The sequence below is a fragment of the Solibacillus sp. FSL W8-0474 genome (assembly GCF_038004065.1).
GTDB classification, from domain to species: Bacteria; Bacillota; Bacilli; order Bacillales_A; family Planococcaceae; genus Solibacillus; species Solibacillus faecavium.
In genome coordinates, this window is the sequence record NZ_JBBOQJ010000001.1 from 2,583,159 (window position 1) to 2,608,147 (window position 24,989).

Genomic DNA, 24,989 nt, shown 5'->3' on the forward strand with positions numbered 1-24,989 from the left:
GTATGTTTATTCCTCTCTCATTAAAAAGTTATAGCATTCAATTGATACAGGGTAAATAGCCTGTTGTGATGAAACTAAAAAGCTAAGGGTATGAATTATACATGCCCGGAATGCATCATCCAAATTAATGTCTGCATCGGCTCTTAATTTTTCTACACCATGAAATTTACGGTTTGGTTCAATCATATCTGCCACAAAGATAATTTTTTCAAAAGTTGTCATATCCGCTCGCCCAGTTGTATGGTAACGAATTGCATTTAAAATTGCTTCATCGTCAATATGAAATTCCGTCTCTGCAATCCATGCCCCGATAGGACCATGTAAAATCTCAGCATCCCAATCAAGTAAGCGAGGATCCAATTGCTGCTCAATCACAACTTTTTTCATCCATTCGACATCTGCATATTTCGCAATATCATGTAAAATGGCTGCAATTTCTGCTTTTTTCGGATCCTCCTGATATTTTTCGGCTAAACGAATCGCCGTTTCCATAACACCAATCGTATGAAGATACCGCTTTTCGGGCATTCGCTCTTTAATTGCTGCTAATAACATCTGACGATCCATACAAACCTTCCTCTCGAATATACTGTTCAACAGCCTTAGGCAATATAAAATGCAAATTGGCCTTATGTTGCTGTAATCGGTTTCGAATATAAGTTGAAGAAAGGTCTATTTGGGGCGCATCAACCATGTGTACATTATAAGACGTTTGCGCTTCACTGCCTGGACGCTTCACTCCTACAAATGTTACAAGCCCCATTAACTCATCAATCCGATGCCATGTAGGTAATGAATCAATCATATCCCCACCAATAATGAAATAAAACTCCGTTAGCGGCTCACGCTCACGCATAGCTTTCATCGTATCGAACGTATAGGATACACCTCCACGGTCCAACTCAAAGGTCTCCACATGAAAATAGGGGATTTCTTCAATTGCCAGCTCAACCATTCGAAGACGCTGTGCATTAGTTGTAGAACTCAACTTATCCTTATGTGGCGGCTTTGCATTGGGCATAAAACGTATTTCCGCTAAATCGAGGGCAGCATATACTTCATTGGCCATCATTAAATGTCCGATATGCGGTGGATTAAATGTACCGCCAAAAAGACCGACTTTCTTCATTTCGCTTCACCTTATTTCGTAGCTACTTTTGGTAATACGATTTTTTTGTTATTGCGTGATTCTTTATATAAAACAACTGTTAAGCCAATTAGTTGAACCAGCTCAGCACGTGTTCCTTCTGCAAGCTCTTCTGCCACAACATTTTTGTCTTCTTCACAGTTATCTAAAATACGTACTTTAATAAGCTCACGTACTTCTAATACATCGCGTAATTGTGCAAGCATTGCATCATTTACGCCACCTTTCCCAACTTGGAAAATTGGATCTAAGTGATGTGCCTCAGCACGTAAAAAACGTTTTTGTTTACCTGTTAACATAAAATTTAATTTCCTCCTAATTGCGCCGTCAAACGGGCAATCATTGCATTTGTATTTGGATAATGGCCTAACCAATATTCGTAGGCTATCGCCCCTTGATGCACGAACATGCCTAAACCATTAACAATTGTCGCCCCTTTTTGCTCAGCCGCTTGCAAAAATGGCGTCATTAATGGATTATACACAATATCTGCAGCAATTGCGCCTGCAGGGAACTTTTCAAGCGAAAATGGCAAAGCAAAGTCGCCCGTAGACATTCCTGCAGGTGTTGTTTGTATAAAAATTTGGAAAGCATCTAAGTTCTTTTCTGCGTGTTCCAATGAAATAGCCCGGCCTTCAGACATCTCATCTATAATTTGCTGTGCATTTGCAACTGTACGATTGGCAATAGTAATGTCTGAATAGCCTATAAGCTGTAAGGCGAATGCGATGCCACGTGCTGCCCCACCTGCGCCGATTAATAAAACCGGTGCATCACGCTTATTTGTGCCAATTACTTGCTCTAATGCTTTCACAAATCCCGGACCATCTGTATTATAGCCCTTTAGTTTCCCTTCAGCTGTACGAACGACAGTATTGACCGCGCCCATCTTTGCAGCGAGTTCATCAAGTTCATCCAAAAAGGGAATAATCGTTTGCTTATGCGGTATTGTTACATTCCAGCCACTTGTGCCCAACAGCTTGAATGATGCTACAGATTGTTGTAAATGTTCAGGCTTCACGTGTACCGGGATATAAGCCGCATCCACATTCTCTTCTTCATACCATGCATTATGCATTTCCGGAGATTTTGACTGTGCAATCGGATCCCCAATAACCGCAAACCACTTTTTCATCATCTTTTCCTTCTTTCCAGCTACCATTTCATTTACCACAAAGTATCAGCTTCCGTCATTAAATGCCGTTGATTTCCATTACGGGTCGGACGCTTTCCGCGGGCACGGCCTGAGCCTGTAGTCTCAGACATCGTGCTTGTCCCGCTGGAGTCGCCTCCCCTTCATTCCAATCAACTAACTTTGAATAATAAAATATCAACCTTAATTAGGTGAAGAGTCCATTCTATCAAATTAACGATGGGCGGATGAATACTTCTACCCCTTTTGGCGCATGAGCGGCTACAACTACATTTGCATGCTGTACCGTTACCCATCCTAATCCTGAGATGACCACATCTGTTTTTGCTTCTTTAATTGAGAATTCGTGGCGTACTAGCGGTGGTAGTTGGTCAATATGCTTTGTAGTTGGTGGAGCCAATAATTCACCTTTATGTTCTTCATATAAGCTATCTGCACGTTCCAGCTTTGTTCTGTGAATCGGTAAATCGTTTGCTGCATGTATTGTAAATGCAGAACGTTCGCCCTGAATAAAATCAAAACGGGCAAGTGCACCGATAAATAAAGTTTGTCCTGGATTTTGCTGATATACTTTTGGTTTAATTTCTTTTTTTGGCATAATATATTTCAATTCGCTTGAATCAATATGGTGGGCCATTTGATGATGATTAATAATACCTGGTGTATCAAATAACGATGCACCGTCATCCAGTGGAATTCCAATCATGTCCAAAGTTGTTCCCGGGAAGTGGGATGTTGTTATAATTTCACCTTCCCCTGTAGCCTGCTTAATTATACGGTTAATGAATGTTGATTTCCCCACATTTGTACAGCCAACAACATATACATCCTTGCCGTTGCGGTATTCTTCTATCGCTTCGACTACTTCCTGCATGCCCATTCCTTTATGAGCCGATACAAGTTTTACGTCAATTGGTTTAAGCCCTAATGCCTTTGCTTCACGCTTTAGCCAATTAATTACTTTCTTTTCCTTCACCGATTTAGGTAAAAGATCTGCTTTATTAGCCACTAAAAGTACCGGGTTATTTCCTACAAAGCGGTGCAAACCAGGTAACCAGCTGCCATTAAAATCAAAGATATCGACGATTTTTACGATAAGACCTTCCTGTTGTCCAAGACCGTTTAAAATACGTAAAAAGTCGTCATCTGTTAAGCTGACTGGCTGAATTTCATTGTAATTTTTTAATCGGAAACAGCGTTGGCAAATAATCATTTCCTTTTCTAGAGAGGATGCTGGGGCATACCCTAATCCATTTTTATCTTCTGTTTGAATCACTGTTCCACAGCCAATACATTGTGGCATTTCGTTCATTAACTATTTCCTCCTAACTGGTATTGCAAAAACTATGCAACTTGGGCTACTTATTAGTCTTCCCAAGGGTACTTTCCTTTTCTTCTTAAATCATTGTAAACACGGCGTTCCACAAAACGGTTAAATTTTGTAACTAGTCCGTCTGAGTTCGCTACTGGACGTACTAAAAACGTATACAGCTTCTGACGCTTCGCTCCCATTACATCTGTTAGTAATTGGTCTCCCAACATCGCTACTTCATGGCGACGCAGACGTAACTGTACAAGCGCCGCATAATATGCCGCACCTAAAGGTTTTTTTGCCCTGAAAATAAAAGGGATACCATGAGGTTCTGCAAATTGTCGAACGCGTGCTTCATTATTATTTGATGCAATAATAATTTTGATCCCTGATTCACGCATCATTTCAAACCATTGCACAAGCTCATCTGTTGCATCCGCACGATCCCATTCCACTAGGGTATTATCCAAATCCGTAATAATTCCTTTAATGCCTAATTCATTTAATTTTTCTGGCGTAATCTCAAATACACTACGAATAAATTCATCTGGTAATAAAAAGTTGTACAAAGCCGTTACCCCTAACTCAAATTTATTTACTCATTATAACATAGTAGCAAATGCTTCTCCCATTTTTATCTTCGCACCGCTAGTAACATTCTCAGTAAATTCAATCGCATTCTGTTCAAACAGCATAACGACTGTCGATCCGAAAGAAAAATAGCCGACTTCTTCCCCTTTTTTCCACTCTGTTGATTTGTTTGTAAGTTTAATGGAATTCACAAATGTTGCGCCTACTTTAATAAAGGCTGTACAAAAATCTTTTTCATAGTTAATTTCACTTATCATACGATAATTATGACTGATTGGTTTTTTCCCATATTGTAAGCCCATTTGATTTACTGGATATGATTTCTTACCCAAAATGTATTGACGCTTAATGACACCATCAATTGGACTATGAATACGATGATAATCTGCAGGGCTTAAATAAAAGACAATATATTTGCCTTTGCTATACCTTGTAGCCTGAGTTTCATTTCCCAATAAATCGACTAATGAATACGGCTTATTTTTAACTGAAAACATCATACCATCCGTAATATCGCCAAATGCTTCTAATTTTGCATCAACAGGACTTGCAAATATATTTGTCCGTATATCTACAGGGCGAACCTCACCTTTCAGCTCACGAACAAAAAAATCATGTAAACTTGTAAAATCTTTTGGCGATTTTGAAACTTCTTGTATATTAATTCCGTATATTTCACTATAACTACGAATAAAATTTTTACTTATACGTGATTGAGCAACATGTTGTAATACTTTCGAAGAGAGCTTACCGTTTGATAGTTCTATCAAATTGCGGTATAATTTTTCCTTCATTCTGTGTCCTCCCATTTATAATAAATATGGAATAAAGATAAATTATATAATGTATAGGCGCTCAAGGAAAGGTATTATGCAGAATTAAACTATTACCTTTTTTTCTAAAGAAGAAGTATAATAGAGTATAGCCGATGCGCAAGGGAGTGTTTTACCAATGTTTTTACTTCAAAAAGTGGATTCAACATTAAAAAAGATAAAAGCAAATGCTGCAAATATTATTACAATTACAAATATGTCATTTGGTGGTGCTGCTATTATGGCAACATTAAATGAATACTATAGCTACAGTGTTTTATTAATTTTTATTGCTGCTTTTTTAGATCGTTATGATGGGAAAGTTGCCCGCAAATTTAACCAGGAATCAGAATTAGGAAAACAGCTTGATTCCATGGCTGATATTATATCCTTCGGTGTGGCCCCAGCCTTGTTAATGTATGAAATGGTATTAATGGATGCGGGGATTGCAGGTATGATGATGCCGGTGCTATTTATAGCAGCTGGTGCATTAAGATTGGCACGTTTCAATGTAATGGATTCAACTGGATATTTTGTTGGGTTACCGATAACAGCCGCTGGTACATTGCTAACGTTCTCTTATTTCTTTACAAATTCTTTATCCGAAACATTTTACCTGATTTTATTCCCGGTATTAGCACTACTGATGGTAAGTACATTTACATTAAAAAAAGTGTAAGAGCAAAAATTAGCTCTTACACTTTTTTTCATTTCTCCGCAAAATTTATCATATACTGTCGAAAAGACGAAAGGATGTTTATTGCTTGAGCGGTTTTGTGACAGCATTGCTTCAACTTTGGCTTGAGCTTCCCGCACTATTGGGCTATTTAAAAGGGCAGACATTTTATAAACCTTTATCACGTGAGGAAGAAGAAGAAGTCATTAATCGCTTTATTAATGGCGATGAAAATGCACGTGTCGAACTAATCGAACGTAATATGCGTTTAGTTGCCCATGTCGTAAAGAAATTCCATCCCCCTCATGACTTACTGGACGATTATATTTCCATTGGAACGATAGGTCTTATGAAGGCAGTAAGCAGCTTTACACCTGAAAAAAAGACCCGCCTCGCTACCTATGCAGCACGTTGTATTGAAAATGAAATTTTAATGCATTTGCGAGCTCAGAAAAAAGTGCAAAAAGACGTATCATTATTCGAACCAATCGGGGTTGACAAAGATGGCCAGTCGCTGCAAATACGGGATTTACTTCAGCTGGATGAACCTTCAACAGTTGAAAAAATTGAGTTACGGGAAGATTTCGCACAGCTATATCGATATTTAGATACGTTAGACCCCCGTGAGCTTGAGATTATTTCTTATCGCTATGGCTTACAGAACTTTGACCCGCACACTCAAAAAGAAATTGCAAAACGTCTCAATATTTCCCGCAGCTATGTTTCCCGCATTGAAAAGCGTGCACTTATTAAGCTTTACCAGCAATTTAAACATAGTGAAAAAGAATAAGTTCTTTTCTACAAATATATAGGAACACGGAAACCATCGTTTTTTATTGACTGACCCCTAATGAAAACTGCCCAATCAAAGCGATTAGGCAGTTTTTAAATATCCCTGTAGTTTAGATTAATTACTTATAATTTTGTGATGGCATTTAACACTACTTCTGTCGAATGCTTTGCTGCAACAGGTAAAAACTCATCAAATGACATGCCCGATTCTTGTCCAGCAATATCGGATAATGCACGAATAACAACAAATGGGGTATTGAACTGATGGCAAACTTGCGCTACTGCTGCTGCTTCCATTTCCACTGCTTTCATTGTTGGAAAATCTTTTCGAACTGCTTCAACACGTTCAGGATTGCTCATAAACACATCGCCTGAACAGATGAGACCAACACTATAGTGATGTTCCCCTATTTCTTTTACAGCCTCTTTTGCAATTTCCATTAAGCTTTCGTCTGATTTATACGCTGCCGGCATACCAGCCATTTGACCAATTTCATAACCAAATGCAGTTACATCTACATCATGATGGCGCACTTCATCAGAAATGACAATATCCCCTACATTCAAAGCGGCATCAAAGCCACCTGCAGAACCTGTATTGATTACAACCGTCGGATTAAATTTCTCCAATAAAATCGTTGTTGACATAGCTGCATTTACTTTTCCAATACCGCTTTTTAACAGGATAACTTCTTTTCCCTCGTATGTACCTGTTGTGTATTCACTGTTTGCAATTGTTTCTGTATTCGTATTTTGTAGAGCACCTCGTAATAATTCCACTTCTTGCTCCATTGCGCCGATTACTGCAATCTTCATTAGTTAATTCCTCCAATAAAACTATTATCTTAATTATAATGTTAAATACCTTCTAGCGTGTTCAACACTTCCACTTGAGTAGGCTTCCATCCTTCATTGTCAATCCATTCAATACTTACCCGATATTTTTGTTCCTTATCCATTGATGTCACAACAGCAATTGCACTTTTAGCATTTCCGTTATTATTTACACGTAATACTATACTGTTGTCCTGCTCCAATTCAATTACACTGAAGATTGCCTTTAGCTTTTCCTCATAGTCAATATGTCCACTTTTGAATGTGGATACATGTTCACCTGTTTGTGCAGTTGGATACACCGGCCAATTTGGATTTGTAATTACTTCTTGTACGGCTGGATTATCGGAAGTACTTACTGTATCCTCAGTTTCTTCAGGTAATGAGTCCGCGTCATTAGATGTATCTTCATCCTCTTCTTTAACAACTTGCCCATCTTCATCTACTTGTCCATCTTCTGCTGTTTCTGATCCACCTGCAACCGAATTAGCTGGGGGCTCGTCTTGCTGTGCTTCATTATCAGGTGCTGGATCCCTAGAAATAATAAAAATCAACGTCGCAACAATTAATACAGCAACAATTGCGATCAGGTAGTTTAAGCTTTTATCCGCTTTTTGAAATTTCGACTGTTTTGCTTTTTGTTCCGCATACTGTTGTCGTGTTTGAAATCGCCGTTTACGTTCCATCCCAATCTCCTCCTATGCAAGATTATTTTAGCATTAGAAAAACAGATTGTGCACTAAAAACATACGAAAGAAAATCATTTCCAGAATTCCTTACATACCTTCCATTCATTGCCACAAAAGAAAAGCAGCTAGCGATTTCAATGCTAACTGCTAAGAAATTATTTTACTTCTAAAATAACAACTTCCATATCTCCGCCTGGTGTAGTTAATTTAACTACATCATCAACATGTTTTCCCATTAAAGCCTTTGCAATCGGTGAATCATTTGAAATTTTACCTTCCATCGGATCAGCTTCTGCAGAACCAACAATCGTGTACGACTCTTCAAAATTAGCACGTTTTCCGTTAATTAACTCATCGAATGTAACAGTTTTCCCTAGAGAAATAGAAGTTGATGAATCATCTTCTGTAATAATTACGGCATTGCGAAGCATTTGCTCGATTAACGAAATTCGTCCTTCCACAAAGCCTTGCTCTTCTTTTGCTGAATCATACTCCGAGTTTTCCGATAAGTCACCAAAGCTACGAGCTGTTTTTATACGCTCTACAACTTCCGGACGCTTAACAGTTTTAAGCGTGTTTAGTTCATCTTCTAATTTTTGCTTTCCTTCAAGTGTCATTGGATATTGTTTTTCATTTGACATTATTCCCACTCCTTAGTAATAACTTGAAAACGTTTACTTTTCTACGTTTTTCTCTTCTGTATTAGCGTTCATAAATAACAGAAAACCCGACTACTAGTTTACAGTATGTGTAAATTACTTCTTTTAGAAGAGATTTACACTGCAAATACTAGCAGCCGAATTTCATGAATACTTATTTATCAATCAATAAAGTTTCGGCATAAACTACGTCCAGATTTTATTCAAGTTCACTCGAATAACTTTCTAAAAAAATCTGTGACATTGCCATTTACTAACTTTTACATCCACCAATTAAAAATATGAGAGTTGTATAAAGTAAAATGTAAATATTGTAAATACTACATCATCATATTACAAGTTTGCATCAGTTTCAAGAATTGTTTTTATTTTCGTAACCATTAAGTCAATAGCAACGTTGTTATCTCCACCTTCTGGAATGATAACATCGGCATATCGTTTCGTTGGCTCGATAAACAGATTATGCATTGGACGAACTGCTGTTAAGTATTGTTCGATAACAGAATCAGCTGTACGACCACGCTCTTTAATATCACGCTGAATACGGCGGATAATACGTAAGTCCGAATCCGTATCAACGAATAATTTAATATCCATTAAATCGCGTAATTTTTCATCTTCCAATACTAGAATCCCTTCGACTATTATAACATCTCTTGGCTCTACATGTATTACATCGGCCGAGCGTGTATGTTGAACATAGTCATACACCGGCTTTTCTACCGGCTGATAAGACAAGAGCTCATTAATATGTTGGATTAATAACTGATTATCAAACGCAAGAGGGTGATCATAGTTTGTATTTAGACGCTCTTCAAACGTCATATGACTTTGATCTTTATAGTAATAATCCTGTTCGATTACAACTACCGAACGGTCTTTAAAAACATCATATATTGCACGTGTTACACTCGTTTTACCTGAGCATGAGCCACCTGCGATCCCGATGACAACTGGTCGCTTTGACATTTAGTTATTCTCCTTTCGCATCATATCAAAGTGCGATAATGAGCGATCTACTTTAAATTTTACAATTTGCAGTGGGTGTCGGGCAACATCAAGTTCATTGCCGTCTTCATCCCATATTTGACCAACTGTCATTTTGAATGTTTCCATATTTGGACCGAAAAATTCAACCGTATCTCCCGGTTTGAAATAGTTTCGTTGTTCCAGCGTAACCATTTGTGTTTCAGCATCATAATCCATTACAAATCCTGCGAAGTCCCATTTCATTTTATGTGAATGGAAGCCGAACATTTGCTGTTTATAACTTGGTTCACCTTCAAAGAATGATGAAGCTGTTGCACGGTTTGCACAGCGTGCTAGCTCTTCTAGCCACTCTTTTTCAAACTTGAAATTTTCCGGGTCAGCACAGTAGGCATCGATCACTTTGCGGTATACGGAAACTACAGTGGCTACATAGTGAATTGATTTCATACGGCCTTCCACTTTTAACGAATCAATGCCCAATTCAATCATATGAGGGATAGATTCAATTAACTTCAAATCTTTTGGACTCATTGCGAAAGGTGCTTCACCTTCGTTAAATAATGCCACTTCTTCACCGTCATTGTTCTCATATAAATCATAATCCCAACGACATGATTGACAGCAACCACCTCGGTTCGAGTCACGTGCCGTCATATGGTTGGAAAGCGTACAGCGTCCTGAATAGGCAATACACATTGCACCGTGCACGAATGCCTCGATTTCAATGTCTACCTCCTCTTTCATTTTGCGCATTTCTTCCCCGCCTACTTCACGTGCTAAAACTACTCGTTCTAAACCTTCGTCTTTCCAGTACTTTACAGCTTTCCAGTTCGATAAAGATTGCTGTGTCGACAAGTGGATTTCTAAACTTGGAGCTGCCTTTTTACAAGTTTCGATAATTAGTGGATCTGCAACGATAATCCCTTTAACACCGGCACCCTCGATTGCTTGTAAATATTCTTCCAGCCCGTCCATATTTTCATTATGGGCAAAAATATTTGTCGTTACGTAAATAACAGCGCCGTATTTGTTGGCGAACTCAACGCCTTCCTTCATTTCCTCGATTGTGAAGTTACCCGCATTTGAACGTAAACCGAATTCCTGACCACCGATAAATACGGCATCTGCACCGTAATGTACGGCTACTTTTAATTTTTCTAAGCTTCCTGCTGGTGCAAGCAGCTCAGGCTTTTTCGTAATGACTGTTTTTCCGTTAATTGTTTCACGGATTTTTTCGTTTTGAATTAACTGTAGCATGTTGCCTTCGTTCTCCTTCCTAGTAAACTGTTTCTTTGAAGATGAAGCCAGTATCCAGTGGGCGTAACGCTGGCTGAATTGCTTCCACTTGCTCAAAAAGGGCTGATTTAATATCGTCATATGCATCTTCGCCTTGTTCAAAGTACGTATCGATTGCTTGACGGTAAAGATTTGTCACTGTCACAACATAATCAAATGATTGGAGAACACCATCAATTTTCAATGAGTCTATTCCTGCTTCAAATAATTCATTCAGTTCTTCGATAATGCACATATCATTTGGAGAGAAAATGTGCGTACCGTTTAAATCTTCATAAATCGGGTATTTATTTTTACGTTCTTTATCATGTAAAAACATATTTTTATTTTCTTTGCGATTTTCAATTTGCATCGCTTCATCACGGTATAAGAAATAGTTCCCTAATAGTGAACGCTTTGATTGGAACATACAAGTCATTCCGTGCACTTGCACTTCAATTTCATGTTTTGTATTTTCTTTGATTTCAATGACTTCATCAACAGAAAGTTCACGGGCAAGTACAGCACGCTTACTGCCACGTTCGCCCCAATAATTCACTTGGAAGTAATTTGTTGCTGTCGTTTCAGGGTTCCAATGCAATGGAATAGTAATACCTAATTCACGTACCGCTACGATAACCGCCGGATCACCAAAGATTAGTGCATCAACACCAATACGTTGCATTTCTTTTAAATATTCATCCAGTGCATCTAAACGGTCATTATGAAATAAAGCATTGACAGCTACATACACTTTTTTATCTGCAGCATGGATTAATTTCGTAGCTTCTTCCACTTGTGCTACTGTAAATTCTCCAGCCAATCGCAGACCAAATTTCTGTTCACCAATAACGAAAGCATCTGCTCCTGCATCAAGTAATGCAGCCACATGCTCTACGGATTGGGGAGTAAGTAATAATTCTGGTTTATTCACTCTAATCACCTCTTCAAACAAATTAACAATCCATCACCGACTGGGAAAAATGCGCTCGTATAATCCGGGTGCGCCATAATCCAATCTGAGAATGTTTTTAAATTACGAATCATTGTTCTTTTTCTTCTAGGCACTTCTTTTATATCTAAATTCGAAAGCCCATGCATGTACATATTATCGATATATAATACCCCACCTGATGGAACAAGTGGCGCGTATTTTTCGAAAAACTTCATGTACTGACCTTTTGCCGCATCAATAAAAACAGCATCAAAAGTAGTAGGAAGCATTCCCATTTCTACCTCTAACGCATCGCCTTCAATTATTTGTATACGGCTTGCCGCATCTGACCTTGCAATGAACTCTTTAGCATATTGAACGCGTGATTCATCCCGTTCAATTGTCACAATCTGACAATCGGGCAATGCCTTTGCCATTCGCAGTGCAGAATAGCCAATGGCCGTACCAATTTCCAAAATAGCTTTCGGTTTTTGAATACGCAATATTTGATTCAATGATTCAATTCCGGCAAGCTGCATAATTGGGACATGATGTTGTTTTGCGAAGTTTTCCATTTCTACTAATAACTCATCACGCTCAGAAATGAAGGAAGCAATATAAGCGTCTGATAATTCCATTCTTCATTCTCCCTTTACCTGGTTGTTTACGCATATCTTATATCCATAAGAAAAAAGACGAAACGAAGATGTTTGCGCCTACAAAATTGTTATATAAGGACAAAAAATCACAACTTATAATAGCATGAAAAGAAAAGGAATGCGAATAATCTTTACTAAAATCCATCTTTAGACGGATTTTAAAAGCTATCCGATTCCTTTAATTCTAATTATCGCAAATATTTCTCAATGTTTGCCAAATGCTCATCATATGATTTTGCGAAGTGATTCGTACCTTCTTTATCAGCCAGGAAATATAAATAATCGGTTTGTGAAGGATTTAAAGCCGCTTCTATCGACGTTTTCCCCGCTCCTGCTATCGGTCCAGGAGGCAATCCTACATTCTGATACGTATTATATGGGTTGTCTACTTCTAAATCTTCATACAACACGCGATCCTTATGTGAGCCTAAAGCATATAAAACAGTCGGATCGGTTTGTAATGGCATATCAATATCCATACGGTTATAAAATACACTAGCAATTGTTTCACGGTCAGTTTGCGCTGTTGCCTCTTCTTCAAGTAATGAAGCAAAAGTCAACAATTCGTGCACTGTCATTTCACGTTCTTCCAAAATCGGTGTATATTCCGAAACAATTGTGTTCATCGAAGTGAGCATTGTCTTTACAATCTCTTCAATGGATGGATTTTCTTCATAAAACGGATATGTTGCAGGATATAAATAACCTTCCAATGCATGGCGAATATTTTCATTTAAAATATTCTCGGTTAATAAATCTGGATATTCAGTCATTAACTGCTCTACATAAGCAACGTCCGTGACTTTTTTCATGAAATCTTCTGCTTTGTGAGAGGTATTTTTCTGTATGACGCTTGCAACCTGCTCAAGTGTCAATCCTTCTGGAATCGTCATTGTAAATGCCGGCTCTCGATATACTCGGCCCGTTTTCAAGCTTTCAATAATTTCATCCAATGTCATTGATTGTGTTAAAGAATAGTCACCAGCCTGGAATGCAGATTCATTTTTAAATTTTGTATAATATTTAAAAATCCTCGCATCTTTAATGATTCCCTTGTCTTCCAGAATGCTTGAAATCAAAGTAATCCCGGAACCCATTGGAATTTCAACTTCAATTTGCTTATTTGATTCTGGATCCATTGGTTCTAATGCGGATGTAACATAGTTATAACCTGAGTATCCTGCAATCGCGATAATGATGAGAACGACAAGTGCGATGATTCCTACTATTTTTCGCACAGTTTTAACTTCTCCTTTACGCTCATTCATCTTATTGAACATTTCCTTTTTTGAATTTTCATCTAGCACGGGAGCCCCCCCTTTTTCTCTTTCATATGATACATAAATTTTACTTCCGATACAATAATGAACAATGAATGTTGCATGTTTTGTATTTTATTAGCGACGTTTTAAAGAGAAAAATGTTCTTTTTCCAAATATATTAAGAAACCTCACAGCACTATAAAAAAACCTAACTAACGAATAACGTCAGTTAGGTTTTGGACTAATTTTGTGATAATGAGTTTAAAACTTGCTCGACCATTGCCCACTCAGCATCGGTTTCGATTGGTAAAAGATCTTCTACTTCACCATTTTCACCAGGAATGTACGCAGAAGCGAATACTTCTTCTAGCTGTGGTTCACCGTCTTCTAAAGTAGCGTAAAATAAATAATTTTTCCCGCCATTTTCAAAACGATGTAAAATTTGGCACATAATTTCTTCATCGTTATCATTCGTAATTGTGAAGTAATTTGTTTGATCTGCACCAAACTCAGCCATTACGGTATTCATTACTTCTTCTACCATTGCCCATTCTTCTTCTGTTTCAATATCAGAGAAGCCGCCCATCTCGCCATTTTCATCCAAAACATAACGCAATGCTGAAATACCAGCCTCTTCATCACCAACTAGCGTAAACAGTACATAAGAATGTTCATCTGAATCAAAATTGAATATGACGCGGCATTGTTGCTCCCCGCCATCTTCTGTTTGTAAAATAAAAATATTTTCTTCCATTAAATTTCCTCCTAAATAATAAAACAGAGAAGGCTCGTCACCCACTCTGTTTTTTTATAATATCGAATGAATTATTCTTCTTCGCCTAATTCGTCTTCAATTTGGTTTAATACTTCTTCGATTAAATCCCATTCTGCTTCAGTTTCGATAGGCGTTAATTCGCCATCTTCACCATTTTCAGCAGGTACGAATGCAGATGCAAAGATTTCTACTGCTCCATCTTCATCTTCTTCTGCACCTACTAAAGAATATAACACGTATGATTTACCGAATTCTTCCGAATCAAAAGTGTGTAAAATTTCGCAAAGTTGTTCATTGCCGTTTTCATCGACTACAGTAATATTGTTTTGTTGTTCTGACATGAAAGTCACCTCTTCATTAAATTTAAGTATTGCCGGTTGTTGCTTCGTATATTATACATAAAGCCATTGCATTTAAATACAAATAAGCCCTAACAAAAGCAACATTGTTAGAAAAGCTCAAACTAATTGCCTTGATTGAATAGAGCGTTTAGTTTTTACTGTCTAAATAACCTTGTAAAATCATGACCGCAGCCATTTTATCAATTACTTGCTTGCGTTTTTTTCGGCTAACATCCGCTTCAATAAGCATGCGTTCAGCAGCCATCGTCGTCATACGCTCATCCCACAGTTTGACAGGAAAACCGAAAGTATCTTCCAATAACTTTTTATAGTTCTCAGAAGCTTCCCCACGCGGACCGATAGTATTATTCATGTTTTTTGGATAACCCACAACGAATTCAGTAACATTGTGTGCCTTTACAAGTTCGTTAATACGTTCAATCCCAAACTTGCCTGCTGCTTCATCAATTTTTATTGTTTCGATTCCTTGCGCTGTCCAACCGAACGCATCACTAATTGCTACGCCGACTGTTTTCGAGCCGACGTCTAAACCCATAATCTTCATTTTTCTGCCTCAGCATTCCTTCTAATATAAAACTTCACGAGCTCCTCTAAAATTTCATCGCGCTCCAGCTTGCGGATTAAATTACGTGCGTCCTGGTGGCGAGGGATGTATGCCGGGTCACCAGATAATAAATACCCTACAATTTGGTTTGTTGGATTATACCCTTTTTCCTCTAAAGCCGTATACACCTTCAGCATCACTTGCTTTACTTCTTGTTCCATAGATTCCTCTGGAAAACTAAATTTCATCGTTTTATCGAAAGAACTCAAGACCAGCACCTCGCTTTCAGCAATAAAGAGATGGAGCATAGAAGCCCATCTCCATTTTTATCATTATAACTTATTCCCGCAAGCACTTCAAATATGCTAGTAGTAAATTTTAGATGTTTAGAAAGATTTTACTTTTTCATAGACTCCATTTAACGCTTCTTCTAGTTTTGAAGCATCTTTAGCACCAGCCATAGCCATATCAGGACGACCGCCGCCTTTACCGCCACATGCTTCAGCAACAACCTTTACAATGTTACCGGCATGGTAGTTACCACCTACGATATCTTTCGTTACACCTGCGCATAGCATTACTTTATCGCCATCTACTGCACCTAGTACAATAACAGCTGCCTGCATTTTTTCTTTTAAGTCATCCATCATTTGACGCAATTGATTATTATCTTTTGCATCCACTTTTGTTGCAAGTACTGTTACGTCACCGATTTTTTGTGCTGCATCCAATACTGCCCCCGCTTGAGCATTTGCAATTTTTTGTGATAATGATTCATTTTCACGTTGTAATTGTTTATAGTCTGCCTGTAGACCTGCTACACGTGTTGAAACATCTTTTGGATTTGCTTTTAATAGAGCTGCTGCTTCATTTAAAATAGCTTCTTCTTCTTTGATTGCTTCATACGCCGCTTTACCTGTTACAGCTTCGATTCGACGAGTACCTGCACCGATACCACCTTCTGAAACAATTTTGAAGATACCAATTTCTGAAGAACGGCTTACATGCAGTCCACCGCATAGCTCAATCGAATAATCTGAAACAGCTACTACGCGTACAACATCACCATATTTTTCACCGAATAGAGCCATTGCGCCCATTGCTTTTGCAGAATCGATATCCATCTCCTGAATTACAACTTCGATGTCTTCCCAAATTTTTTCATTTACTGCACGCTCTACTTGTGCAAGTTCCTCTTTTGTTGCTGCACCGAAGTGAGAGAAGTCGAAACGTAAACGGTCAGGTCCAACGTAAGAGCCTGCTTGTGCTACATGGTCACCTAATACATCCTTTAAGGCACGGTGCATTAAGTGTGTTGCTGTATGGTTTTTAAGGATTAATTTACGTTTTGATTCATCTACTTTCGCAGTAGCCTCATCCCCAACATTCATTTCACCTGATTCCACTACAACAGTGTGTAATGGTTGACCATTTGGCGCCTTTTGAACATCTTTAACAATGGCAGTGAATCCGTCTGCTTCAATAACTCCAGTATCAGCAATTTGACCACCCATTTCAGCATAGAATGGTGTTTCAGAAAGAATAATTAATGCCTCTTCACCTTCATTAGCCGTTGTCGTTTCTTGACCATTTACAACAATCGCAGCAATTTTTGCTGAAGCTTCTAATGCATCATAAATAAATGTTGATTGCTGTTTTAAGTTTGAAAGCACTTCGTTTTGCACTTGCATAGAATCAACATCTGCACGCGCGTTACGAGCTCGATTACGTTGTTGTTCCATAGAAGCTTCGAAACCATCATGATCAACTGTCATGCCAACTTCTTCTGCATATTCTTCCGTTAATTCGATTGGGAAACCGAATGTATCGTAAAGACGGAATGCATCCGGTCCAGGAATTACAGTTTCACCTTTTGCTTTTTGACTCTCAACTACTTCGTTAAAGATTGCAAGTCCTCCATCAAGTGTTTCATGGAAGCGAACTTCTTCGTTTTTAATAACACGTTGAATAAATGCTTCCTTTTCTTTTACTTGTGGATAGAAATCTTGCATAATCTCCCCTACAGTCGGAACTAATTCAAACATAAACGGCTTTTCAATACCGATTTTTTTCGCGTAACGAACTGCTCTACGTAATAAACGACGTAATACATAGCCTCGTCCTTCGTTTGATGGCAATGCTCCGTCACCAATTGCAAATGCTACTGTACGGATATGGTCAGCAATTACTTTGAACGGTGTATTAATATCTTCTGCTGAACCGAAGATTTCTTTTAAGTCTACTTCGTGCGGGCGTTTGTATGAACGGTTAGCAAAGCTTTCAGTTTTTTCAATGATTGGCATGAATAGATCTGTATCAAAGTTCGTTGGTACATTTTGTACAACAGAAACTATACGCTCCAGACCCATACCTGTATCAATATTTTGCTTCGGCAGTGGCGTATATGTTCCATCAGGATTGTGATTGAATTGAGAAAACACTAAATTCCACACTTCTAAATATCGCTCATTTTCCCCACCTGTATACATTTCTTCTGGAGGTGCCCCAAAACCATATGCTTCACCACGGTCATAGAAGATTTCTGAGTTCGGACCAGATGGACCTTCTCCGATATCCCAGAAGTTTCCTTCCAAACGAATTAAACGCTCTTTCGGAATACCGATTTCGTTGTGCCATACATCATAAGCTTCTTGGTCTTCCGGGTGAATAGTTACTGATAACTTTTCCGGATCAAAGCCCATCCATTTTTCGTCCGTTAAAAATTCCCAAGCGTAATGAATTGATTCTTTTTTAAAGTAATCCCCGATTGAGAAATTCCCCAGCATTTCAAAGAAAGTATGGTGACGTGCTGTTTTCCCTACATTCTCGATATCATTTGTACGAATAGATTTTTGTGCATTTGTAATACGTGGGTTATCCGGAATAATACGTCCGTCAAAATATGGCTTTAATGTCGCAACTCCCGAGTTGATCCATAAAAGTGATGGGTCATTAATTGGCACTAATGGTGCGGATGGTTCAATATGATGTCCTTTTTCTTTAAAAAAATCAAGATATAGACGACGAATTTCAGAACCTGTCATTGTTTTTGTAGTCATAATTATATCCTCCTGTAATGTTTTTGAAGTACGATGAATTGGGCACAAAAAAAGCCTTCATCCCGGTAAAGGGACGAAGACTGTTATCTCGTGGTACCACCCTAATTTATAATGCATAAAGCATTATATCTCAAGTGCTTATAACGTAAGCATACGGCAGGTATTAGCTGCACTCTGGAGTAGCTTTCCGTAATTTTCGCGGAGATTTTTTCAGCCAAGAAATCTCTTTCTGCTCACGAAGTCCAATACGTACTTGTTCCATCATCGTTTTCATTAATATATGTTCTTCATTATAGAAAATTGACTACGTGCTGTCAATCCGCATTCCTTAATAATTAAAACGATTTTTCGTCAATAGTATCAATACAATAGCTGGTCCTGTACAAATAACCATTCCTAAAAATGCCAAACTAGGTTCAACTTCATACAGAGCTCCACCTAAAAGCGTTAAGATCGCAGCACTTAAACTCATTGCAAGCGCAGAATAAATCCCCTGTGCATTCGGGATTTGTTCTTTCGGTAATGCTTGAGATATGTAGCGGATGAATGCGTAATGCGCCATTGCAAATGACAGTGCGTGAAGTGCCTGAGACACAATAAACATAGGCATATTTGGAAAAGCATATATCATAATCCAACGTACAGTTGAACCAACCGCTGCCAATAACATTAACGATGATGGCTTCCACTTCGTTAAGAACGTATCTGCTTTTAAAAAGTAAATAATCTCAAATAACACTGCGACATTCAATATCATTCCGATATAAAAGGGGTTTACGTTTAACTCCTGTAAATATATATAGCCATAATTATAGTAAGAGGCATGTGCCCCTTGAAGTAAGATCACTACAAATAATACGACAATAAAACTTTTTACATCAAATAGCCCTTTCATCGATAATGCTTTTCCAGTTTCCTTTGAAGGAGCTAAGCTCAAAACATTTGGGGCGGGCATTAGTTGAATTGCTAATAATGCAGTTAAACCGAAAATCATCGCCCATAAAATCATTTGTTCGCCGTACATTCCTGTAATCATACTAATAATTAATACAGCAACTACATAGCCAAATGAACCTAGTGAACGTGCCTTACCATAATGAATTCCACCTTGCTGCATTAATGTCGCTGCGCTGCTTTCCACTGCAGGTAATAATGCAGGATACAATGCACTAAAAAGCATCGTCATGATGAATAAGCCTACAAAAGAATCGATAGGTACATAAAGTAGTGCGGTTACTAAAGATGCCACTGTGAAGAATATAAGTACATTTTTATTGCTCATTATTTTTGAGACATACGGGAAAATAAGGATTGTCGAGATTGCTCGTGCAACTAAACCAAACCCCATAATAATACTCGCATCTGAAACGGTTAAACCTTTGTCATTAATAAGCCAGCCTGTCCAATAAGGTAAAAATATACCCCACGTAATAAAGAACATAAAAAAATTCTTTGCCAGCCAACGCTGATTGTTCATAATAATATAGCCTTCTTCCATTCTTATAATGTTGAATAATAGCACGACAATTTGTACAATAATGTGAGATATCTCATATTTTATATTAAGGAGTTGCTTTATAATTTGAGAAAGTTATCACTAGAAGAAAGTAAACCTTATATTGAGCAATACCCTATTTCTCAATATTTTTCATTTGATATTAATCCTTTTATACAAGTTTATGAATTTGATAAAGGGGAGTATATTTTTCATGAGCATTCTTTTCCCGACTATTTGTATTACATGATTGAAGGAAAAGCAAAATTATATGTTACACATAAAAACGGGAAAATTTCTCTAATTGATTTTATAACATCTCCTACATTTATGGGAGAAATGGAATTATTAAATGCAGAACGTTACTCAAAAGGCATCCAGACCGTTACAACATCCATTTGTTTTGCAATTTCCATCCGTGAAGTGAAAGAAAAATTATTAGCTGATCCGGTATTTTTAAAAATGCTCTGTCTTTTTTTAAGTCAAAAAACTATGGATATGACAGCCAAATATACTCAAAACCAGGCTTATCCATTAGAAAATAGACTGGCATCATTCATTTTACTATCGTCTGATAAACAATTCTATAAAGAAAAACATACAGAGGTATGCGAATATTTAGGGGTATCATACCGACATTTATTATTTGTTCTGGCACAATTTTGCGAAGAAGGATACTTAACGAAGAAAGATCGGGGTTATGTCCTAACAAATCGACAAGTACTAGAAAAGCTTGCTAGCGAAATTACTTACTAAAAAAAGACTGCGCTAAACTAAGTTTTAGCACAGTCTCCTATATAATAATTTCTTATTTAAATAAACATACCTGCAATAGCAGCTGATAATAGAGATGCTAACGTACCTGCAGCAACTGCCTTAACCGCAAGTTTTGCAATCATACTACGTTTTTCAGGAGCCATACCGCCAAGACCACCAATTAAGATACCCATTGAGCTTAAATTAGCAAATCCGCATAGCGCAAATGAAATGATAATAGCTGTCTTATCCGAAAATTCACCAATCACAGGACCGAAGTTAGAATACGCTACAAATTCATTTAAAATTAATTTTTGACCAATAAATGAACCGGCGCGAACTGCTTCATCCCATGGTACACCAATTAAAAATGCTAATGGAGCAAATACATATCCTAAAATACCTTCAAGTGTTACGTTATCTAAGGCTGTCCATCCTGTAAAGTTACCTATCCAGCCAGTTACGCCACCTAAAATACCATTCAGCAATGCGATTAATGCGATGAAACTTAGTAACATTGCACCAACGTTTACTGCTAATTTTAAACCGTCAGATGCCCCGGATGCAGCAGCATCAATAACGTTTGTCGCTTCAGAATTACGTTCTAGTTTGAAATCTGCTTCATCGATTTCTTCTGTTTCAGGAATCATTAGCTTTGCCATAACCAAACCTGCTGGAGCGGCCATGAAACTTGCAGCCAATAAGTATTCAAGAGGCACACCTAATAAAGAATACCCGATTAATACAGAACCTGATACCGATGCAAGACCACCAGTCATAACAGCGAACATTTGTGACTTTGTCATTTTATTTAAAAATGGACGAATTACAAGCGGTGCTTCTGTTTGACCAACGAAAATATTAGCAGCAGCATTCACCGACTCTGCTTTTGTTGTTCCTAACACTTTTGATAAAAAGCCACCGATAATTTTAATGATAAATTGCATAATCCCTAGATAGTAAAGAACAGAGATTAAAGAAGAGAAGAAAATAATAATCGTTAATACACTCATTGCAAAAACAAATCCAACATTATTCGGATCTGCTAATCCGCCAAATACGAAGGAAATCCCTTCATTTGCATAACTTATTAACTTTTGTACCCCTTCAGAAAGTTGCATTAATCTTTCACGGCCATATGACCACTTTAATACGATAAATGCGAAAATTAGTTGTACAATTAAACCTGATATAATAATTCTCCACTGAATTGCTTTACGGTTATTTGACAATGCTATAGCAATCGCTACGATTCCAACAATACCTATGATTCCCCAAACGAAATCCATGTTTGCGCACCTTCTCCTTTAATTTTGTAAACCTTTTCATTTTACATTATTTGACATCAAACTTCGGACATCATATACGTTTTTATTATACTAACATAATCACATACATATTATTAATTAATAGTTTCTTTAAAAACTTCTGACATTTATATTTTGCGACTTTAATGTTTAAAAGTGTCATGTCATAATTCCCTTAACTTTTTATTATATTTTAAAAACATTTCCCTTTTTCGATGAAGATAAACAATCCACATATTATAAAGTATTTTGAAGTCAAACAAACTTTAATACAACAAAAAACCAGCTATTTTCATTCAGAAATGAAAAAAATAGCTGGTTTTATTATTCATTAAAATCATATGGAGAAATGTCATTCATGCCTATTAATGGATGAATATACGGTGCAGTTTCCACTGTTAAATGATTCGGTAATGATTCTCCGATTTTATGTGAGGAGGTAGTATTTAGTAGACCTAACTGTTCAGAAGATGTTTTTGATTGTTTTTTTTCACTAATTCCTTCTGTTTTTACCTCTTTTTCCGGTATTTCATTTACTTCCTGTATTTCTGTAATTTCAGGATCAAGTCGAGCCTTTAATGTTGTTAGTCGTGTTAAATCATCATTTTTGGCTAAGCCATTCGCTAATACATCCGGCTCGCCGCATAATATTAAGAAGTTTTTTGCGCGTGTTATTCCGGTATACAGTAAATTTCTACGTAGCATTTTAGAGTAGCTGCGTACTACCGGCATAATAACCGTTTGAAATTCCGAGCCTTGGGATTTATGAATTGAACAGCAATATGCCAATGTTATTTGATTTAAATCAGCACGTTGATAGGTCACTTCAATCCCATCATAACTTACGATTAATAAATCCTGCTTTTCTACTGTTTCCTTTGCTCGAATAATGGAAATCACTTCACCCATGTCACCATTAAATACATTATTATCCGGCTGATTCACTAGCTGCAGTACTTTGTCCCCGATACGGTAAATCGTATCACCGAAAACAAGTTCTTTTCTTGTCCCATCATTCGGATTGACAAGCTGCTGAATTTCTTTATTTAAATTATCGATGCCTGCAGGACCTTTGTACATCGGCGCTAAAACTTGAATATCTCGAATTGCCTGACCTTTTGCAAGCGCACCTTTTACAACTTGTGTGACAACGCTCGTTACTTGTCCGGCTCCTGCCTGAATAAACGAGCGGTCCGTTGTTTTTGTAGTCAATGAATCCGGAACTTTGCCCTTTTTAATTTGATGGGCCATCTCGATAATTGTAGATCCTTCCGCCTGACGGTAAATATCCGTTAATTCGACGGTCGGAATTTGCTTAGATGCAAGCAAATCCTTTAATACTTGTCCAGGACCTACAGGCGGTAACTGATCCTGATCTCCTACAAATACTACCTGTACATCTTCATGAAGCGCTTTAAGCAACTGATGGGCAAGCCACGTGTCTACCATTGACATCTCATCGATAATGATAAGACGACCGACAACTTCACGCTCCGTTTCCTCATCCTTTTCCTGACCATTAAATCCTAATAAGCGGTGAATCGTCATCGCTGGTAAACCTGTTGATTCGGCTAACCTTTTTGCTGCCCGACCAGTTGGTGCTGCCAGGACAATAGGAAACGGCTCTTCTTTTTCCGCATAAGTTTTTGGATTCAATGATAATCCATGAAGTTCTGCATAAACTTCGACTAAACCACGCACAACGGTCGTTTTCCCTGTACCTGGACCACCTGTTAAAATCATAACGGCAGAGTTAAGAGCGGTTTCAATAGCGAGTGCTTGCGTAGGTGCATATGTCACATCATACTGTTCTTCAATATCACCAATTGCTTTACGAATTTCATCACGCGAAAAATTCTCTGCTTTTTTATTTTTTTCTTTGAGCTCATTTATCTTGCTGGCAATGCCGACTTCACTAAAATACAGAGAAGGTAAATACATACGGGTTTCTTCACCACAAATTTTTGACTCTTCCCGCATATCAATCGCTGCCTTCGAAATTGCTTCGTATGGAATTTCAATACGCTGACTTTGCTCAAGCATTTCTTTAACCATTGGAAGAACCATTTCTGCATCCAAGTAGACATGACCTTCTGATAATGCTGCATTTGTCAGTACATGAAATATAGCCGCTTTTATACGGTCCGGGTGATTTCCCGTTATCCCTAGCTTCGCACCAAGTTCATCGGCACGAATAAAACCGACCCCTTCTACTTCTTCAATAAGCCGGTAAGGATTTTCTGTTAATAAACTTAAGGTTTCTTCCCGATAGGCCTGATATATTTTCATACCAAGCTGTGGTCCAAATCCCCACTCATTGAGGCGAACCATTACCCTCTCTAACCCTAAATTTTCTTCGATTGTTTGACGAATGAGCAACTTCTTTTCAGCAGATAAACGAGGAACCGCATCAAGTGCATATGGATCTTCTAATATTTTGGTTAACGCATCCATACCCAACTTTTCAACAATTATTTCTGCCGTTTTCCGGCCTACCCCTGAAAATAAGTCGCTTGATAAATAATGGACAATACCTTGCTCTGTTGTCGGTACTTCTTTTTCAAATGTTTCAATTTGAAATTGCATCCCGTATTTCGGATGACTTTTCATTTGTCCGGTGAATCGATAAAGTTCATCGTCTACTAACTTCGGAAAATAGCCTACGACAATAATTTCTTTCTCATCATACTGAAGGTTTGTTTCTTGTATTTTGACACGAACAATGGAGTACATATTCGTTGTATTATGAAAAATTGTTACAATAGGTCGACCTAAAATAAATAGCTTATTTATGTCAAACAAATTTAGATTTTCCGCCATTTTCATGCCACGCTTTCTAATAATTGTATGCTCATTTTATCATACACGCAGCGCCCTGTCTTACTATATAACGCATGACTTGTTGC

26 protein-coding genes and 1 other annotated feature are annotated in these 24,989 nt (G+C 37.8%); of the genes, 3 read left to right on the forward strand and 23 right to left on the reverse strand.

All coding sequences use genetic code 11. The features are described 5' to 3' along the window. Positions 1-6: 6 nt before the first annotated feature. The 7 genes from yqeK to NYE67_RS13060 form a co-directional block, all read right to left on the reverse strand. Positions 7-567 (reverse strand): bis(5'-nucleosyl)-tetraphosphatase (symmetrical) YqeK, encoded by a 561-nt coding sequence (gene yqeK / locus NYE67_RS13030; protein WP_340728511.1) that lies wholly within the window; start codon positions 565-567, stop codon positions 7-9. Next, the gene (locus NYE67_RS13035; RefSeq protein ID WP_340728512.1) at positions 536-1,129 is read right to left on the reverse strand and encodes a nicotinate-nucleotide adenylyltransferase; all 594 of its coding nucleotides are present in this window, start codon (positions 1,127-1,129) and stop codon (positions 536-538) included. The genes yqeK and NYE67_RS13035 overlap by 32 nt, the downstream gene beginning before the upstream one ends. A gap of 11 nt (positions 1,130-1,140) precedes the next feature. Beyond that, a complete protein-coding gene (gene yhbY / locus NYE67_RS13040) occupies positions 1,141-1,446 on the reverse strand; it encodes a ribosome assembly RNA-binding protein YhbY (protein ID WP_191702673.1) in 306 nt (101 codons plus the stop codon). Positions 1,447-1,451: 5 nt separating this feature from the next. Next, a complete protein-coding gene (aroE, locus tag NYE67_RS13045; RefSeq protein ID WP_340728513.1) occupies positions 1,452-2,282 on the reverse strand; it encodes a shikimate dehydrogenase in 831 nt (276 codons plus the stop codon). A gap of 226 nt (positions 2,283-2,508) precedes the next feature. Beyond that, a complete protein-coding gene (gene yqeH, locus NYE67_RS13050; RefSeq protein WP_191700307.1) occupies positions 2,509-3,612 on the reverse strand; it encodes a ribosome biogenesis GTPase YqeH in 1,104 nt (367 codons plus the stop codon). Between the two features lie 53 nt (positions 3,613-3,665). Continuing rightward, positions 3,666-4,181, reverse strand: a complete 516-nt coding sequence (locus NYE67_RS13055) for a YqeG family HAD IIIA-type phosphatase (RefSeq protein ID WP_191700308.1) — start codon at positions 4,179-4,181, stop codon at positions 3,666-3,668. 33 nt (positions 4,182-4,214) lie between these two features. Continuing rightward, entirely contained in the window at positions 4,215-4,997 is a 783-nt protein-coding gene (locus NYE67_RS13060; RefSeq protein ID WP_340728514.1) for a phosphatidylserine decarboxylase, read from the reverse strand. A 157-nt stretch (positions 4,998-5,154) separates the two neighbouring features. Between NYE67_RS13060 and pssA the strand changes: the two genes are divergently transcribed. Together pssA and sigK are read left to right on the forward strand one after the other, a co-directional pair. Beyond that, the gene (gene pssA / locus NYE67_RS13065; RefSeq protein ID WP_340728515.1) at positions 5,155-5,694 is read left to right on the forward strand and encodes a CDP-diacylglycerol--serine O-phosphatidyltransferase; all 540 of its coding nucleotides are present in this window, start codon (positions 5,155-5,157) and stop codon (positions 5,692-5,694) included. 85 nt (positions 5,695-5,779) lie between these two features. Beyond that, a complete protein-coding gene (gene sigK, locus NYE67_RS13070; protein WP_340730273.1) occupies positions 5,780-6,481 on the forward strand; it encodes an RNA polymerase sporulation sigma factor SigK in 702 nt (233 codons plus the stop codon). 125 nt (positions 6,482-6,606) lie between these two features. Here the strand turns inward: sigK and mtnN are convergent, their stop codons facing one another. The 14 genes from mtnN to NYE67_RS13140 all read right to left on the reverse strand — a co-directional run bounded on the left by mtnN (position 6,607) and on the right by NYE67_RS13140 (position 20,002). Continuing rightward, positions 6,607-7,299: a 5'-methylthioadenosine/S-adenosylhomocysteine nucleosidase gene (mtnN, locus tag NYE67_RS13075; RefSeq protein ID WP_340728517.1), complete on the reverse strand. Its 693-nt coding sequence runs from the start codon at positions 7,297-7,299 to the stop codon at positions 6,607-6,609. Positions 7,300-7,340: 41 nt separating this feature from the next. Next, positions 7,341-8,003: a YrrS family protein gene (locus NYE67_RS13080; RefSeq protein ID WP_340728518.1), complete on the reverse strand. Its 663-nt coding sequence runs from the start codon at positions 8,001-8,003 to the stop codon at positions 7,341-7,343. Between the two features lie 158 nt (positions 8,004-8,161). Next, positions 8,162-8,647 carry a transcription elongation factor GreA gene (greA, locus tag NYE67_RS13085; RefSeq protein ID WP_191700314.1) on the reverse strand — a complete coding sequence of 162 codons (486 nt, stop codon included), beginning with the start codon at positions 8,645-8,647 and terminating at the stop codon, positions 8,162-8,164. 351 nt (positions 8,648-8,998) lie between these two features. Further along, a complete protein-coding gene (udk, locus tag NYE67_RS13090; protein WP_340728519.1) occupies positions 8,999-9,634 on the reverse strand; it encodes a uridine kinase in 636 nt (211 codons plus the stop codon). Continuing rightward, positions 9,635-10,912: a peptidase U32 family protein gene (locus tag NYE67_RS13095; RefSeq protein ID WP_340728520.1), complete on the reverse strand. Its 1,278-nt coding sequence runs from the start codon at positions 10,910-10,912 to the stop codon at positions 9,635-9,637. Between the two features lie 19 nt (positions 10,913-10,931). After that, positions 10,932-11,864: a peptidase U32 family protein gene (locus tag NYE67_RS13100; protein ID WP_191700317.1), complete on the reverse strand. Its 933-nt coding sequence runs from the start codon at positions 11,862-11,864 to the stop codon at positions 10,932-10,934. A 5-nt stretch (positions 11,865-11,869) separates the two neighbouring features. Next, positions 11,870-12,502, reverse strand: a complete 633-nt coding sequence (locus NYE67_RS13105; RefSeq protein ID WP_340728521.1) for an O-methyltransferase — start codon at positions 12,500-12,502, stop codon at positions 11,870-11,872. Positions 12,503-12,711: 209 nt separating this feature from the next. Further along, positions 12,712-13,830 carry an endolytic transglycosylase MltG gene (gene mltG / locus NYE67_RS13110; RefSeq protein WP_445683022.1) on the reverse strand — a complete coding sequence of 373 codons (1,119 nt, stop codon included), beginning with the start codon at positions 13,828-13,830 and terminating at the stop codon, positions 12,712-12,714. Between the two features lie 196 nt (positions 13,831-14,026). Beyond that, entirely contained in the window at positions 14,027-14,539 is a 513-nt protein-coding gene (locus tag NYE67_RS13115) for a DUF1292 domain-containing protein (protein WP_340728522.1), read from the reverse strand. A gap of 71 nt (positions 14,540-14,610) precedes the next feature. Further along, positions 14,611-14,901: a DUF1292 domain-containing protein gene (locus NYE67_RS13120; protein ID WP_191700320.1), complete on the reverse strand. Its 291-nt coding sequence runs from the start codon at positions 14,899-14,901 to the stop codon at positions 14,611-14,613. Between the two features lie 148 nt (positions 14,902-15,049). Then, positions 15,050-15,466, reverse strand: coding sequence for a Holliday junction resolvase RuvX (gene ruvX, locus NYE67_RS13125; protein WP_191700321.1), 417 nt, complete (start codon positions 15,464-15,466; stop codon positions 15,050-15,052). After that, positions 15,463-15,735, reverse strand: coding sequence for an IreB family regulatory phosphoprotein (locus NYE67_RS13130; protein WP_191700322.1), 273 nt, complete (start codon positions 15,733-15,735; stop codon positions 15,463-15,465). The genes ruvX and NYE67_RS13130 overlap by 4 nt, the downstream gene beginning before the upstream one ends. 117 nt (positions 15,736-15,852) lie before the next feature. After that, on the reverse strand, positions 15,853-18,525 hold the full coding sequence (gene alaS, locus NYE67_RS13135; RefSeq protein ID WP_339213132.1) for an alanine--tRNA ligase: 2,673 nt from the start codon (positions 18,523-18,525) through the stop codon (positions 15,853-15,855). A gap of 66 nt (positions 18,526-18,591) precedes the next feature. Next, positions 18,592-18,799 (reverse strand) — a binding site (T-box leader). A gap of 54 nt (positions 18,800-18,853) precedes the next feature. Further along, on the reverse strand, positions 18,854-20,002 hold the full coding sequence (locus NYE67_RS13140) for an MFS transporter (RefSeq protein WP_340728523.1): 1,149 nt from the start codon (positions 20,000-20,002) through the stop codon (positions 18,854-18,856). A 105-nt stretch (positions 20,003-20,107) separates the two neighbouring features. On the opposite strand from NYE67_RS13140, the gene yeiL reads away from it, so the two are divergent. Continuing rightward, positions 20,108-20,776, forward strand: a complete 669-nt coding sequence (yeiL, locus tag NYE67_RS13145; RefSeq protein WP_340728524.1) for a transcriptional regulator YeiL — start codon at positions 20,108-20,110, stop codon at positions 20,774-20,776. Positions 20,777-20,832: 56 nt separating this feature from the next. Here the strand turns inward: yeiL and NYE67_RS13150 are convergent, their stop codons facing one another. Beyond that, positions 20,833-22,065 (reverse strand): NupC/NupG family nucleoside CNT transporter, encoded by a 1,233-nt coding sequence (locus NYE67_RS13150; RefSeq protein WP_340728525.1) that lies wholly within the window; start codon positions 22,063-22,065, stop codon positions 20,833-20,835. Between the two features lie 342 nt (positions 22,066-22,407). Beyond that, on the reverse strand, positions 22,408-24,903 hold the full coding sequence (recD2, locus tag NYE67_RS13155) for an SF1B family DNA helicase RecD2 (RefSeq protein ID WP_340728526.1): 2,496 nt from the start codon (positions 24,901-24,903) through the stop codon (positions 22,408-22,410). Between the last annotated feature and the right edge of the window lie 86 nt (positions 24,904-24,989).